12 protein-coding genes are annotated in these 14,941 nt (G+C 52.3%); 5 read left to right on the forward strand and 7 right to left on the reverse strand.

What is annotated here, in order from left to right; genetic code table 11:
• The first annotated feature begins 187 nt into the window (after positions 1–187).
• Positions 188–4,132, forward strand: a complete 3,945-nt coding sequence (locus SGBXF1_RS21665; protein WP_186427530.1) for a non-ribosomal peptide synthetase — start codon at positions 188–190, stop codon at positions 4,130–4,132.
• 34 nt (positions 4,133–4,166) lie between these two features.
• On the opposite strand, the gene SGBXF1_RS21670 is transcribed toward SGBXF1_RS21665, so the two are convergent.
• Positions 4,167–4,856 carry an LrgB family protein gene (locus SGBXF1_RS21670; protein WP_037416187.1) on the reverse strand — a complete coding sequence of 230 codons (690 nt, stop codon included), beginning with the start codon at positions 4,854–4,856 and terminating at the stop codon, positions 4,167–4,169.
• Complete coding sequence (locus SGBXF1_RS21675; RefSeq protein ID WP_037416184.1) at positions 4,849–5,271, reverse strand: CidA/LrgA family protein; 423 nt, start codon at positions 5,269–5,271, stop codon at positions 4,849–4,851. Before SGBXF1_RS21675 ends, SGBXF1_RS21670 begins: the two co-directional genes overlap by 8 nt.
• 138 nt (positions 5,272–5,409) lie before the next feature.
• Here SGBXF1_RS21675 and SGBXF1_RS21680 point away from each other — a divergent pair, with 138 nt between their 5' ends.
• Entirely contained in the window at positions 5,410–6,297 is an 888-nt protein-coding gene (locus SGBXF1_RS21680) for a LysR family transcriptional regulator (RefSeq protein ID WP_037416180.1), read from the forward strand.
• A 29-nt stretch (positions 6,298–6,326) separates the two neighbouring features.
• Here SGBXF1_RS21680 and SGBXF1_RS21685 read toward each other — a convergent pair whose 3' ends face one another.
• The 4 genes from SGBXF1_RS21685 to SGBXF1_RS21700 form a co-directional block, all read right to left on the reverse strand.
• Positions 6,327–7,976, reverse strand: a complete 1,650-nt coding sequence (locus SGBXF1_RS21685) for a Na+/H+ antiporter (RefSeq protein ID WP_037416177.1) — start codon at positions 7,974–7,976, stop codon at positions 6,327–6,329.
• Positions 7,977–8,156: 180 nt separating this feature from the next.
• Positions 8,157–9,518, reverse strand: coding sequence for an NCS2 family permease (locus SGBXF1_RS21690; protein WP_037416174.1), 1,362 nt, complete (start codon positions 9,516–9,518; stop codon positions 8,157–8,159).
• A gap of 347 nt (positions 9,519–9,865) precedes the next feature.
• Positions 9,866–10,273: a VOC family protein gene (locus SGBXF1_RS21695; RefSeq protein WP_037416171.1), complete on the reverse strand. Its 408-nt coding sequence runs from the start codon at positions 10,271–10,273 to the stop codon at positions 9,866–9,868.
• Between the two features lie 47 nt (positions 10,274–10,320).
• Positions 10,321–10,989, reverse strand: coding sequence for a glutathione S-transferase family protein (locus tag SGBXF1_RS21700; RefSeq protein ID WP_186427531.1), 669 nt, complete (start codon positions 10,987–10,989; stop codon positions 10,321–10,323).
• A 211-nt stretch (positions 10,990–11,200) separates the two neighbouring features.
• Between SGBXF1_RS21700 and bhsA the strand changes: the two genes are divergently transcribed.
• Positions 11,201–11,461 (forward strand): multiple stress resistance protein BhsA, encoded by a 261-nt coding sequence (bhsA, locus tag SGBXF1_RS21705; protein ID WP_037416166.1) that lies wholly within the window; start codon positions 11,201–11,203, stop codon positions 11,459–11,461.
• Positions 11,462–11,517: 56 nt separating this feature from the next.
• Here bhsA and SGBXF1_RS21710 read toward each other — a convergent pair whose 3' ends face one another.
• Positions 11,518–12,435 carry a LysR family transcriptional regulator gene (locus tag SGBXF1_RS21710; RefSeq protein ID WP_037416163.1) on the reverse strand — a complete coding sequence of 306 codons (918 nt, stop codon included), beginning with the start codon at positions 12,433–12,435 and terminating at the stop codon, positions 11,518–11,520.
• 129 nt (positions 12,436–12,564) lie between these two features.
• On the opposite strand from SGBXF1_RS21710, the gene SGBXF1_RS21715 reads away from it, so the two are divergent.
• Positions 12,565–13,314: a 3-oxoacyl-ACP reductase family protein gene (locus SGBXF1_RS21715; protein ID WP_186427532.1), complete on the forward strand. Its 750-nt coding sequence runs from the start codon at positions 12,565–12,567 to the stop codon at positions 13,312–13,314.
• A gap of 83 nt (positions 13,315–13,397) precedes the next feature.
• Positions 13,398–14,939, forward strand: coding sequence for an MltF family protein (locus tag SGBXF1_RS21720; protein ID WP_186427533.1), 1,542 nt, complete (start codon positions 13,398–13,400; stop codon positions 14,937–14,939).
• Positions 14,940–14,941 lie beyond the last annotated feature (2 nt).

Consider the following 14,941-nt stretch of genomic DNA (forward strand, 5'->3'; position numbering starts at 1 on the left):
AATTAAAATACAAAAAATCCAAATCATTTAATTTAATATAAATTAAATTCAAATCATTTTCATAGACAATTAAAAATGTTTAATGTGAAATTGGGCGAATCTAATATCACCTCTTATAATGTTCGAGTACTTACCGACTACGCACCTATTTAAGTCGATTATTTCCTATATTTATGGAGGTGGTTCCGTGTCCGCTTATTCTCTCACGACGGTACAACAGGCCGTATGGTTAGATCAGACCTTAAACCCTGATATTCCAATGTATAATGTAGGATGCCTCTGGCGCGTGGATAAGGAGATTTCTTTCCCACTGTTTAAAGAAGCTATCCAGTATATTCAGCAACAGCATGATGCGTTACAAACCGCGCTGAAGGAAACACCACAAGGCGTCATTCAACACCCACTCAGTCAAAAATCCATTGAACTTCACTATAACGATTTTTCACAACAGAAAGATGCAGCCAGTCAGGCACAGAACCATCTGCGGGAAATATTTATCCAACCTTATCAACTCTATGAAGACCTGTTATGGCGTTGCCATTTAACCAAAATCGACGATTCAACAACGCTATGGTTATTAGCATCCCATCACCTGATTGCGGATGGTACGTCGATCTCGTTACTAAGCCGAATGATTATGGATCGGTATAAGCAGCTAAAACTGGGAGAGAAGAGTGAAATAAGTTACTCACGTTACAGTGATTTCGTGGTTAGCGATCTCGCCTATCTTCAGTCATCACGCTATCAGCGCGATCGGGATTGGTGGCTCGAACGTTTCGCAGCGGCTCCGCCATCCGTATTGGAACGCCGCCCCAATTACACCGAACAGCAAACCTATCCCAGCAGCCAAATCATAAAGCGTTTGCCACAAGAACGTTTCTTGCAGTTGGAGCGCTATGCCGCTCATCACGGCGGCTCGGCAATGCACTTCATGGTAGCTCTGCTTGCCAGTTGGTTCGCACGCATTTGGCAGGTGGATAATGTCACCATCGGGGTGCCAGTGCATAACCGCAGCACCAGCGATCATAAGCAAACGCTTGGCATGTTCTCCTCCATGATTCCGCTTAATATCAACGTTGACGTACAGCAACCCTTTTCCCACCTGTTGCAGCACATTGGCAGCGAACTGCGTAAATGCTACCGTCATCAGCGGTTCCCTATCGCCGAACTTAACCGCCAACTGAACCTGCATCAACAGGGAAGACGTCAGCTATTTGACGTCAGCTTTTCGCTGGAAGTCTTCCCGACTGACATTGAGCTGGAGGGGAGTCAGTTTAAAGTTGAGAACATGCATCATGGCTACGAACAATTGCCATTGGGCATCTACTTACGTCACTACCACCCAGGCGATGACCCAGTACTGGAGTTCAATCTCAATCAAGCCTGGTTTAGCCATGAAGACGCGGAGCGTATTGCCAACCGCGTGGTGCAAATGCTTGATACCTTGTTAGATGGCGAAGTTAATCTGCCACTGGGACAACTACCACTGTTACTGCCTGCCGAGCAGCAACATATTTTCCACGAATGGAATAATACGCAGCAATCCTGGGCTATGCCGCAGGGCATACATCAATTTCTAGAACAGCAGGTATTACGTACACCAAACGCACCTGCGCTGTGCTATGAGCAGCAGCAGATAAGCTATTTGCAGTTGAACCAGCAGGCAAATCAGTTTGCCGGGTATCTACGCCAGCAAGGGATACGGCCTGATGATCGCATCGCCGTTTGCGTCAATCGCAGCCCAGAAATGGTGATAGCACTGTATGCCATTTTGAAGTCTGGCGCGGCCTATGTCCCCATTGATCCCGATTACCCGCAAGATCGTTTGCGCCATATGCTGCAAGATTGTGGTGCGAAATACATCCTGATTGACCCGGCAGGCGAACAGGCATTGAATCCCATCCTTGATATCGCTATTCCACGGCTGCACCTACAACATGATAGCCATCTGTGGCAGCAGGAGCCCAAGGATAATCTTACGCCGCAAGTGTCTGACCCACAGCGCAGCCTGGCATATGTGATTTATACCTCCGGTTCGACCGGAAAACCCAAGGGTGTAATGAATGAACACCGCGGAGTTATCAATCGCCTGCTTTGGATGCAGCACGCGTATCCGCTGACGCACGACGATGTAGTATTGCAAAAAACGCCGTTCAGTTTTGATGTCTCGGTTTGGGAGTTCTTCTGGCCGCTCATGGTCGGCGCACAGTTAGCGATTGCCAAACCTGGCGGCCATCAAGACCCCGACTATCTCGGCAGCTGTATCGCACAACACCGCGTAACCACATTGCATTTTGTCCCATCAATGCTGCAACTGTTTCTGCGGCACGGCGAAATGGCGCAGTGCGGTTCCTTGCGCCGTATTATGTGCAGTGGCGAGGCATTGCCGCTTGCCACTGTGCACCGCTGCCTGCAACAGTTACCTCAGGCGGAATTGCACAATCTCTACGGACCAACGGAAGCCGCCGTGGATGTTTCCAGTTGGCAATGCCACCCTAATGACGAGCGGACATTGGTGCCTATTGGCAAACCAATTGCCAATACGCAGCTCCATATTTTGGATGCCCAGTTACAACCCCTTCCGCCTGGCGTAGCTGGCGAGTTACATATTGGTGGTATTCAGGTCGCACGCGGTTACCTGAATCGTCCAGAGTTAAACGCAGAACGTTTTATTGCCGATCCTTTCAATCCTGATCCTCAGGCACGTCTGTATAAAACGGGTGACCTCGCACGCTGGTTGCCGGATGGCAACATCGAATACTTGGGCAGAAATGATTTCCAGGTCAAGATCCATGGAGTGCGTATCGAACTGGGCGAAATCGAGCAGCAACTACGCCAATGTGAAGGCGTCGAGGATGCCGCAATACTGGCAAGAGAAGATGGGCACGGAGGAAAACGCCTGGTGGCTTATGTTGTCGCTCCGGATGAGGGCTCACATTCAACACAGTGGCGCCATCAGCTACAGCAACACCTGCCAGATTATATGGTGCCTTCTACCTTTGTCAGACTAAAAGCTCTACCACTCTCGCCCAACGGTAAGTTAGATCGCAAAGCCTTGCCGGCACCCGCAGCGACCACGCAGGTTTCGTTGCAATATGAAGCCCCTCAAACTGCATTAGAGCAACAGCTTGCCGCATTGTGGTCGGAACTGCTTGGCGTCGCGCAGATTGGTCTTGATGATGATTTCTTTGAACTCGGTGGGCATTCGCTGCATGCCATTCAACTTTTGGTCAAGCTGAAGCGCTGTGGCTATCCGGTGGTCATAAAAACCCTGTTTGCTCACCCAACGTTGCGCGCTCAAGCACGCGCATTGACGGCAGAAACGGTCTCTGATGCCACCGCCCCGATTTCTGCGGCTCCTCTGCAGCAGCTACTGGCGCGGCTAAATCAAACCAACTTTAACTTTAAACAGGTGATGCGTCTTAATCGGACCATTGCCGCCGACGATATCTGGATGGTTCATCCCGCGGTAACCGGATGCGATATTTACCATGATTTGGCTATCTCGCTAGAGGGCTCTTTCAACGTATTGGGGCTCAACAACCACAATTTGTTTATCCACCCGCATATCACCTCATTGCGCGAACTGGCATCCCATTATCTCGGTCATATGAAGCTGTCACCCACCCGCCCTGTGCGCCTTTTAGGTTGGTCGCTGGGAGGGCTCATTGCTCTGGAAATGGCCGCGCAGCTTGAAAGTCGAGGCTTCCGTGACATCCAGGTATTTTTGCTGGATACCTTCTATCAAACGGCCTTCCAGATACGCAGCGAGCCGGGTTTGCTGGCGGCTATGCTGGCTATGCTAGGCATTGAGGGTGACGCTGCGGCAAGGGCATTGCGTGCGGAGCCGACAGAACTCTCCCTGAATAAGGAAACGCTCAGCGCTCCCTTGCAACACGCGCGCATTACGCTCTTCAAGGCAACCGAAGACGTGAATTTGAGTATGACCGACCAGGGAGATGGGCAAGAGCTTTTGGCGATTGCGGACAATGGGCTATCTTCGATTAGTCATCATTTGCACATACAGCCTCTGGCCTGTAACCATCACTCCATTATTTTCAGCCATGACGAAATCGGCCGCGTGTTGCGTGAGTCTTCACGATCTCCCGCTATATCGACCGATATCCGTTGAACCTAACCTACCTGCGGCGCACGTTGCCGCAGGTTTACCACATCAGCTGTCCAATCAAAGGTGCGGCAATAACCGTAATAATCCCTGCTAACATCATCACCAGACTGGATACAACACCCTCTTCTTGTCCCATTTCATACGCCTTCGCCGTGCCGGCACCGTGCGATGATGCACCTAGCCCAGCTCCCTTCGCGAGGCTACTGCGTACAGCCAGCCGCAAAAATAGGATGTCGCCCACTGCCATGCCAAACACGCCGGTGATCACAACAAACAGTGCCACCAGATCCGGTTGGCCCCCCATTTGCTTGGCGGCCTCCAGCGCAAATGGTGTGGTTATGGAGCGCACAGCCAGACTGCGCTGAACCTCTTCCGGCAACGTTAGCACGCGAGCAAGCCATACCGAGCTGTAAACTGCAACCAACACTGCCGTCAGTACCCCAGCGCTGAGCGACAGCCAGTGACGACGGATAATATGCAAATTCTCGTATACCGGTACCGCAAAGGCGATAGTGGCGGGCCCCAACAACCACAGCAACCAGTGTGTTTCGCCAATGTAATCCTGATATGAGGTGTGGGTCACCACCAGCAACAGCACCAGGATCATCGGTGTCAGTACCAGCGGCATCAACAGCAGAGTACGGCGACGGCGATAAAGCTTTTTATTGGCGAAATAGAGCGCCAATGTCGCCAAAAAACAGACAATACTGAGGATAAAATCATTCATCGTGCTGCTTCCGGCGACGTAACCAGACCTCCAGCCGATAGACACGATCAACCACCAACCCCGTCGCTCCCAGCGTCAACATGGTACTAATCGCAATCACCAAAAAAATCTTCCAGCCTTCGACCATCAGCAATTGGGCATAGTTAACCACGGCGACCACTGCCGGTACGAAAAACAGCAACATCTCAGCCAGCAACCAGCGAGAACCGGCCTTGACCCAGTTCAATGGCAAAATGCGCAGCAGGATTAGCGCCAACATCATCAGCATGCCGACAATGTTGGCAGGCAGCGGCAGATGAAACTGTTGTACCAGCCGATCGGCGAGAAGAAATAACCCCGCATACAAAGCAACCTGGATTGGCACCTGTAGTCGATTCAACACGTTGGGGGCAGCATGGCGTAACGCCAGTAACATGGAAACTAACCTCAAACAAAAATTCACGGTTTACAGTATACGCAGCCAGGAAACCTAGCCTGAAATGAATTAAAATCATTAATATCATGCCATCAGGGAATAGTTTCCCGCCGGTATTGCCCCTGAGGAGAACCCAACGTGGATGTCCGCACTCTGCGCTACTTCGTGGAAGTCGTGCGCCAGCAAAGCTTTACCCGCGCAGCAGAAAAGCTGTTCGTCACCCAACCGACCATCAGCAAAATGCTACGTAATCTGGAAGAAGAGTTAGAGTGCACGCTGCTGATCCGTGAGGGGCGTAAACTGCATCTGACCGACAGCGGCCAAGCGGTATATCAGCGTGGGCTGGCAATCCTCGATGAGTTTCGCCAATTGGAAGCGGAGCTGGAAGACATTAGCTCGGTCAAAAAAGGCGTATTGAGACTGGGTATTCCGCCAATGGTTGGCCGACAGATCGCCGATTTGATCCGCCAGTTTCGTCAAACCTATCCCGGCATTGAGCTGAAAATCTCCGAGTTGGGTGGGTTGTCGGTTGAGCAAGCCGTGATGTCGGGTGAGTTGGATTTGGCGATGACCATATTGCCAGTCGATTCGGAACAACCATTGACGTTCTTACCGCTACTCGACCATCCGATGTGTGTCGTCACACCGCGTACCCCACATTGGCTTAATCGCACCAGCATCAATATCACTGAATTGGCCGAATGGCCGATCCTGATTTATAACGAAGACTTTTCACTCTACAAAATGCTGATGAAGGCTTTCCGTCAGGCGGGTTTTGAGCCACAAATTGCCGTCCGCAGCGGACAGTGGGATTTTCTTGCATCCATGGTACAGGCTGGGGTTGGCATCGCCACTCTACCGGAACCGGTCTGCCAATGGCTGGATAAGGAGAACCTGATCTGGCTGCCCCTGGAGCCGCGTATGGAATGGAAAGTCGGATTGATCTGGCGTCAGGGCAGTTACCTGTCGCACAGTGCCCAAGCGTGGATCGCCTGCTGTCGCGACTATTGGCCACCTGCTAAATAAAAAGGGCCGCTTCCGCGGCCCCGTTGGCATTACCCTTCGCGCTCTATCAGCAGCGCTTCCAGCAGGTCGAGATCGTGCAACAGCTTTTGCAGCGTCTCATTACTGATTTTCTGCGTGGCACGCAGGTGGTACAACTCACCCCGTTCCGCACGCAGCGCCGTCAGGCGGAAACGTCGCTCAAGGTTTTCCAGCATCAGCGCATTTTCGATATCGTCTTTGGTGGTAATACGCCGCCGCAGCGTCCCTACCACACGCGAACTGATCTCTTTCAACACCTGTGGATCAATGTTTTCTTCGGTATCAACAGCCAACCGTTCTTCCATTTTGTTGATACTTTCGATCGCCACTTCCGCCGCCATGGCAATCGCCATCCGTTCTTCACTCTTGCTGGCGCTCTTGTCCGCCACCTGTACCCCGCGCAATAACAATGGCAGCGCCATGACGCCGGCCATCAGTGAAAGCAAGATGACCCCGGCAGCAATAAACACCAGTTGGTAACGCGCCGGGAAAGCCGTTCCATCACTCAGTAACAGTGGAATCGACAGCACACCGGCTAACGTAATCGCCCCACGCACTCCGGCGAACGATGCGACCCACAGTTCACGGGTGGTGTAATCGCCAAACTGCAACGGCCGTTTTTTCATAAAGCGGCGGCTGGCGTTTTTCATCAACCATAGCCAGGTGAAACGCAGCACCAGTAACGCGGCGTAGATAATGGCGACATCGGCAAACAGGTACCAGGTCTGTATGGTCGGATCCAGCTCTGCCTGCAAGATAGAGGTTTCCAGGATCCCCGGCAGTTGCAAGCCCAACATGATGAAGACCATGCCGTTAAACACAAACTCCAGCATCGCCCAAACGCTGTTGGCGCGCAGGCGCATCGCCAGTGGGGCGTTGCGGATCACGCCAGATTGGCTGATGGTCATCCCCGCAGCAACAGCGGCCAAAATACCAGAGACGCCGATGTGTTCGGCAATCAAATAAGAGGCAAACGGTAATAACAGCAGGAATACGATTTGCGTCGCCGGGTCATCCCCACTCCAGCGGCTCATCACACGCAGTGATTTACTGTAGAGCCAAGTGACTGCAACCCCAGCCAATAGGCCGCCAATCGCCACTTTGAGGAATTCGAGCGTCGCTCCCCCCACGGTAAACACCATGGTCCCCATTGCCACTGCAATCGCAAACTTAAGTGACACCAGGCCGGACGCGTCATTCATCAGCGCCTCGCCTTCCAACACGCCCATGATCGGCTTCGGTATACGCCCTTTACCGACGATACCGGACAGCGCCACGGCATCGGTTGGTGACAGTACAGCAGCCAGCGCAAACGCTGCCACCAGCGGGATACCCGGTACCATGGCGTAAATCAGGTAACCGACGCCAACCACTGTAATCAGGACCAGCACCAGCGCCAGACCAAGGATTTCTCGTCCGTGGTGCAGGAATTCTCGCGTTGGGGTTTTCCAACCATCAGCAAACAGCAACGGTGGAATAAACAATACCAGGAACAATTCAGGGTCGAAATCGACGTGTAACCCGAAATGCGGCCAAGCCAGCAGGGCCCCGATACCGATTTGCATTAACGGTAGTGGTACCTGGAACGGCAACATGCGCGTTACCACCCCTGACAAGGAGACCACCAAAATTAAAATGAGGATTGTAAAAAAGATTTCCATGCTTTCCTTAGACTCTAGGGTTCAGACTACATCTCTGAGTATGCCCCGATAGTAGATCACTTTTTTTACAGCGGTTAAAGCTTGTTGTGCCTTTCAAATTGCAGCACAGGCAGAAGGAGACTTATCTGAAGCGGAGATAAAACATCCCCCGCCGAAACGACGGGGGAAACGACAATGCGATTAGATCGCCCAGCCGCCAGCATAGAACGCCACCAGGGCCACGGCGATCACGACGGTGCCAATATTCAGTCGGCGCCATTCGCCCGAGAAAATACGGCCAATGACCAATGCGCTAAAGCCCAACATGATGCCGGTCACGATGTTACAGGTCAGCACGATAAATACCGCACACAGAAGGCCGGACATGGCATCAACAAAGTCGTTGAAGTCCAGTTTGGTGACGTTGCTCAACATCAGCAGACCGACATACATCAGCGCTGGTGCGGTAGCATAAATCGGTACCAGATAAGACAACGGTGACAAGAACAAGATCAACAGGAACAACAGACCTACTACGGTCGCTGTCAGGCCGGTTTTACCGCCAGCCGCAGTGCCCGCAGCAGATTCGATATACACTGCCGCTGGCGCTGCACCCACCAGGCCGGAAAAAATGCTGCTCAGGGAGTCCGAGGTCAGCGCTTTACCACCGTTGATGATCTGCCCATCTTTATCCAGCAGGTTGGCCTGACCGGCCACCGCGCGAATAGTACCGGTTGCATCAAACACCGCCGTCATGACCAACGCCAACACGCTTGGCAATACCACAGGCTGCAATGCGCCCATAATATCAAGACTGAAGATCAATGACTTGCCGTTAGCATCCGTCAGACTAGGCATCGCGAACAGGCCCTGATATTTCACCGCCGGGTCAAACAGCAGACCGATGATCGAAATGGCGATAATCACCAGCAGGATACCGCCAGGTACGCGCAACTTTTCCAAACCGAAAATCACCGCCAGCCCGAGCAACGTCATCACAACCGGGAAAGAGGTAAATGCACCCAGCGCCACAGGCAAACCATCCAGCGGATTTTTCACCACCAGGCCCACGCCGTTAGCGGCGATCAGCAACAGGAACAGGCCAATACCGATACCGGTGCCGTGCGCCACGCCCATCGGCAAATTGCGCAGGATCCAGGCACGAATGCCGGTTACCGAGATAATGGTAAAGAGCACGCCCATCAGGAATACCGCGCCCAGCGCCACAGGAATGCTGATGTGCTGACCCAATACCAGACTAAAAGCGGTAAACGCGGTCAGTGAAATCGCACAACCGATAGCCATTGGCAAATTTGCCCACAGACCCATCAGTAACGATCCAAGACCCGCGACCAAACAGGTCGCGACAAACACCGCAGTTGGTGGGAAACCCGCCTTGCCGAGCATACTCGGCACGACAATCACCGAGTAAACCATCGCCAGGAAGGTGGTTAACCCCGCCACCACTTCCTGACGCACGGTGCTGCCACGCGCAGAAATATTAAAATAACCATCAAGCCCGCCTTTTGGTTTAACGGCGTTGTTCGCTTGAGAATTCGACATGTTGCTGTCCCCTGTGTTTCATTGCCAGCCCGTTTCAAAAGGCTTGTTATTCCGCCCACGCCTGTTCATTACGGTATCGTTTCCGTCACGTTTGCTTCATTGCTCTTCACTCATGTCGCCAATCGGCATTACATAAAAGGCAAACGTTTAACTCCCATTGCGTGGTGCGAGTGATTTATGGTGGTTTATTCAAGGCAAACGATTATCCAGCCTTCTATACCCTCTGATCAACCAAAGATCGCGGCAATTTATGCAAAAAGCATGGGGAACCATCATTATTGAAAATACGGTATTTGTCACATAGGTAAATCCGATGGGAACACCCCCCTATCGGGGGGCAAAAACAACTACTGAGTTCGCACTGCATTTTCATCCATGTACGTCAGTTCCCAGATATGTCCGTCCAGATCCTGGAAACCATGCCCATACATAAAGCCATAATCTTGCGGTTGATTATAGGTATTGCCACCCGCGGCGATGGCTTTGCGTACCAGAGCATCTACCGCCGCACGATTGGGTTGAGACAGACACACCAACACTTCAGTGGCCTTTCTGGCATCAGCAATCGGATTCGGGGTGAACATTTTGAATTTGTCATGGGTAAGCAGCATCACATAAATGCTGTCGCTTACTACCATGCAGGCGGCGGTGTCGTCGGTAAACTGTTGATTAAAGCTGAAGCCCAGCTGGGTGAAAAACGCAATAGATGCGGGCAGATCGCCCACCGGCAGGTTAACAAAAATTTGCGTAGCCATGGGCTACCTCCGATGAAGAGTGACCTCATCGAGTATAGCCCATCGCCTCAGTTCAGCAGATCATAAGGCCCACCCTGCTCCAGTGCGCGCTGATAGGCCGGACGTGAATGAATACGCTGCAGATAACCACGTAGTTTCGGGCAACCGTCCAGTGCGCCGCGTGCCGCCATCGCTTCCAGTGGGAAACTCATTTGGATATCTGCCGCACTGAACTCATTACCGACAAACCAGGTACTTTTACTCAGGTGCTGTTCCAAATAATCGCAGTGCGGGGCAATCTGTTTGTCCAGATATTCACGCTGCACGCCTTTGCCAATCGCGCCCGCGACTGGCCTTAACAGCCAGGGGATCGGTGGCTGACCCAAACGGCTGAACACCAATTTCATCACCAGCAACGGCATTAGCGAACCCTCGGCATAATGCAGCCAATACCGGTACTGCTGACGGGCATGATAGTCGGTGGGAATAAACTGCCCCTGCGCGTCGTAGGCTTCCTGCAGGTATTCAATAATGGCGCCGGATTCCGCCAGCGTCAGATCACCATCGACAATCACTGGCGACTTACCCAACGGATGGATCTTCTTCAAAGCCGGTGGTGCCAGCATAGTTTGTGGATCACGCTCATAGCGCTGTACCTGGTAGGGCACATCTAACTCTTCCAAAAACCACAGGATGCGCTGCGAGCGCGAGTTATTTAGATGGTGCACAATAATCATAAAGATTGCCCCTTTAAGGATTCTGCTGACTTAAAGGGTAGTGGCGATTTTTCCAGCGCGCCACCGCAAGCCGTACTGCGCAAAAATAAGTCAATTTATTTGACTGAGATACTCAAAACTCTCCGATTTTCTCTTCAAACATGTCGGCCTATTATCTAACACATCGAGAGGTAACAACCTCTCACCTAAAAAATACCCTGAGGATTGAATCATGAAAAACATCAAAATTTTTGCTACTGCTCTGCTGCTGACTACCGCTTCTTTCGCTAGCGTTGCCGCTGACCAACCAACCAGCCAACCTGCTGCCGACGCCCAGAAAATCGGTGTCGTATCCGTTAGCGGTGCTTCTAACCTGAGTGCATTGGAAAGTGAATTGGCTAACAAGGCTGCAGCATCAGGCGCTAACTCTTACCGCATCATTGCTGCCGGCGGCCAGAACAAACTTTACGGTACCGCAGAAATCTTCAACTGATCGTCAGACAGTTAACTGACGGAAGAAAGAAGCCCCGAAAGGGGCTTTTCTCGTTTTTAACGGGCGTCAAAACGTGTGGCCAGCTTCTGCTGCCGAAATTGTTCGGTAATATAATCGACGAATACTCGGGTTTTGGTTGGCAAGAATTTGGTGGTGGGAAAGTACAGACACAAACTACCGCGATCGACATACCAACCTGGCAATACCCGTACCAAGCGGCCACTTTCCAGGTAGGGCAAGGCATTTGGCATACTGATAAGTGCAATACCCAATCCCATTTCCGCCGCCTGGGCCGCCGCTTCCGGCTCATTCACCGTCATTTTTATCACCATTGCCGGTACCCGCTGTTCATTATCTGCGTTTCTCAACGGCAGGTTGCGAATTCGCCCTGTTTGCGGCGAACGGATAAAAATACCCGCATGTTCCACCAACTGCTCTGGCTGCTGAAGTCGTGGGTGGCGTTGCAGATACTCGACAGAAGCGACCAAAACGCCGTGTGCCGGTGCCAATTCGCGTGCGATCATGCCTTGCGCCAGCTCGATGCCGCCGCCCATCGCCACATCGAAATGCTCGCCGATCAGATCCACCTGACGATTATCAAAATGCCAGTCAGGAACAATAGCCGGATATCGCGCCAGAAATTCCGGCAACATTGGCAGCACAAAATGCAGACCAAAGGCGGTCCCCATACTGACCTTCAATGTCCCAACAGCGACTCCACCGCTGCTACTCAAACCTTTCAATGCGCACTGGATCGACAGTAATCCGCCGCTAACCTCCTGCAAAAAACGTTCACCCTCTTCAGTCAGAGTCAGCTTGCGCGTATTACGCTGAAATAGCCGTACGCCCACCAGCGTCTCCAGTTTGGTGACGTTCTTCCCCACCGCGGCAGAGCTGATACCCAGCTTACGACCGGCAGCGGAAAAACTACCACTCTCTGCACTGCTGACAAAACATTCCAGATGACCAAGCATGGTTTTCCCGCTGATTTCAAACCTATGGTTTAATCTGATTATAGCTCTTTTGGGCTAGTCACCGATCCGTGTTTCTCCGATACTGAAACGGTAGATTTTTTAACCTCATCCCCACCTTGGAGAAACATTATGTCCGCAACGCTCTCTTTGAAAGGCAAAGTCGCATTCGTTCAGGGCGGCTCACGTGGCATTGGTGCCGCCATTGCTAAACGTCTGGCACGCGAAGGTGCCGCCGTAGCATTAACCTACGTGGCCTCTGCCGACAAAGCCGATGCAGTGGTCCGTGACATCCTCGCCGCTGGCGGTAAAGCCCTGGCCATCAAGGCCGATAGCGCCGACGCTACCGCATTGCAACAAGCGGTACGCCAGGCCGTAAATAGCTTGGGCAATCTGGATATTCTGGTGAACAACGCCGGTGTGCTGGCGATGGGCAGTACCGAAGAACTGGCGCTGGAAGATCTGGACCGCACACTGGCAGTTAACGTGCGCAGCGTGTTTGTCGCCAGTCAGGAAGCAGCGCGCCACATGAATGAGGGCGGCCGTATCATCAATATTGGCAGTACCAATGCCGAACGTATGCCGTTTGCCGGCGGTGCTGTGTATGCCATGAGTAAATCCGCGCTGGTCGGCCTGACCAAAGGCATGGCACGCGATCTTGGGCCACGTGGCATTACCGTCAATAACGTGCAACCCGGTCCGGTGGATACCGATATGAATCCGGATGACGGTGATTTCGCCGATCAATTGAAAGCAATGATGGCCATCAACCGCTATGGCAAAGATGAAGAGATCGCCAGTTTCGTCGCCTACCTCGCCGGGCCCGAAGCCGGTTATATCACCGGTGCCAGCCTGAGCATTGACGGCGGGTTCTCGGCGTAATATTTCCACATAAGCGAAAAGCCCCGCTCGGGGCTTTTTTAGTTTGACTACAATGAAAAGATGCACCATTCGGAGTGTCCTCCATGAATGCTATCTCTTTTCATCGATTACTCATCGCCTGCTTCACTGCCCTACTGCTCGTTGGTTCAGTTCATGCTGCTACGGTGAAGGATAAGCCGCCGAAACAGGAAGAACGCGATACCCTGGAAGTCAACATGGACGACATCATGCAACCCTGGAAGGGGGACTTGCCGGGCATGCTCGATCGACGGGTGATCCGGGTGTTGACCACCTACAGCAAGACCTTCTTCTTCATCAACAAGGGGACTCAACGAGGTCTCACCCATGACATATTTTTGGAGTTCGAGCGCAACCTTAACCTTACGTTGATGAAGGAAAATAAGCTCAAACACCGTCACCTCAAGGTAAGGATCATCTTTGTACCGGTCGCACGCGATCAGCTCTTCAATGCGCTCAACGAAGGTAAAGGAGACATCGCGGCAGCCAACCTGACGATTACCCCAGCACGTCAGGAACTGGCGGCCTTCACTACCCCTCTCTATCCAAAAGTTAAGGAACTGCTGCTCTCCGGTCCTTCCTCACCCAAGGTAGAAAGTCTGGAGCAACTCTCCGGCAAGACAGTATTCGTGCGCCCTTCATCGAGCTATCACGAAAGCCTGGTGGCGCTGAATGCACACTTCGCCAAAGAATCTCTTCCTCCCGTGACCCTTGAAGCGGCGCCCGAAGCACTTGAGGATGAAGATCTGATTGAGATGCTGAACGCCGGTCTTATCCCCCTGATCGTGGTCGATCGGCACAAGGCTTTGTTCTGGAAACAAGTGTTCCCAAAAATTCAGATACACGAAGATGTGGTACTGCGTGACGATGCGAACATTGCCTGGGCCGTTCGCAAGAACAGCCCGCAGCTTCTCGCGTTGCTTAATAACTTCGTCAAGGATAACCGCCAGGGCAGCAAGTTAGGAAACACCATTCTGTTGCGCTACCTGAAGAACGCAAAATATGTCAAGAATGCCGCAGCAGAGAAGGAGCGCAGCAAGTTTCTGGCGATGGTGGACATATTCAGAAAATATGGCGATCAATATGATGTGGACTGGTTGCTGATGGTGGCCCAGGGCTACCAGGAATCACGCCTCAACCAATCGGTCCGTAGCCGGGTTGGCGCCATTGGTGTCATGCAGGTGATGCCAAGTACGGGCAAGGAACTGAAAGTCGGTGACATACGCAATCTGGATCCCAATATCAATGCCGGGGTTAAATATATGCGTTGGATGATCGACCGATACTACGCTGACGAACCTATGACACCTCTCGACAAGGTGCTCTTCTCATTCGCATCCTACAACGCCGGCCCGGCCCGTATTGCCCGCCTGCAAGCCGAAACCAAAAAACGCGGTTTTAACCCCAATGTCTGGTTCGGCAACGTGGAATACCTGGCCGCCGAGCGGATCGGTGCCGAAACAGTGACTTATGTCAGTAATATCTACAAATACTACATCGCTTATCGACTGATCATGGACGAGCGAGCGCGCAAACAGAAGGCGATGGATAACCCCAGAAGTACGCCTGCCCCAGAAAAAAAGGAAGGCGCTGCCGTTAAGCCATAAAC

The sequence above is a fragment of the Serratia grimesii genome (genome assembly GCF_900186025.1).
In the GTDB taxonomy this organism is placed as follows: Bacteria; Pseudomonadota; Gammaproteobacteria; order Enterobacterales; family Enterobacteriaceae; genus Serratia; species Serratia grimesii.

Coding starts and splice junctions, on each gene's coding strand:
- SGBXF1_RS21670 (WP_037416187.1), bottom strand. CDS start 4,856: ATGAATGATTTTATCCTCAGTATTGTCTGTTTTTTGGCGACATTGGCG.
- SGBXF1_RS21675 (WP_037416184.1), bottom strand. CDS start 5,271: ATGTTACTGGCGTTACGCCATGCTGCCCCCAACGTGTTGAATCGACTA.
- SGBXF1_RS21685 (WP_037416177.1), bottom strand. CDS start 7,976: ATGGAAATCTTTTTTACAATCCTCATTTTAATTTTGGTGGTCTCCTTG.
- SGBXF1_RS21690 (WP_037416174.1), bottom strand. CDS start 9,518: ATGTCGAATTCTCAAGCGAACAACGCCGTTAAACCAAAAGGCGGGCTT.
- SGBXF1_RS21695 (WP_037416171.1), bottom strand. CDS start 10,273: ATGGCTACGCAAATTTTTGTTAACCTGCCGGTGGGCGATCTGCCCGCA.
- SGBXF1_RS21700 (WP_186427531.1), bottom strand. CDS start 10,989: ATGATTATTGTGCACCATCTAAATAACTCGCGCTCGCAGCGCATCCTG.
- bhsA (WP_037416166.1), top strand. CDS start 11,201: ATGAAAAACATCAAAATTTTTGCTACTGCTCTGCTGCTGACTACCGCT.
- SGBXF1_RS21710 (WP_037416163.1), bottom strand. CDS start 12,435: ATGCTTGGTCATCTGGAATGTTTTGTCAGCAGTGCAGAGAGTGGTAGT.
- SGBXF1_RS21715 (WP_186427532.1), top strand. CDS start 12,565: ATGTCCGCAACGCTCTCTTTGAAAGGCAAAGTCGCATTCGTTCAGGGC.
- SGBXF1_RS21720 (WP_186427533.1), top strand. CDS start 13,398: ATGAATGCTATCTCTTTTCATCGATTACTCATCGCCTGCTTCACTGCC.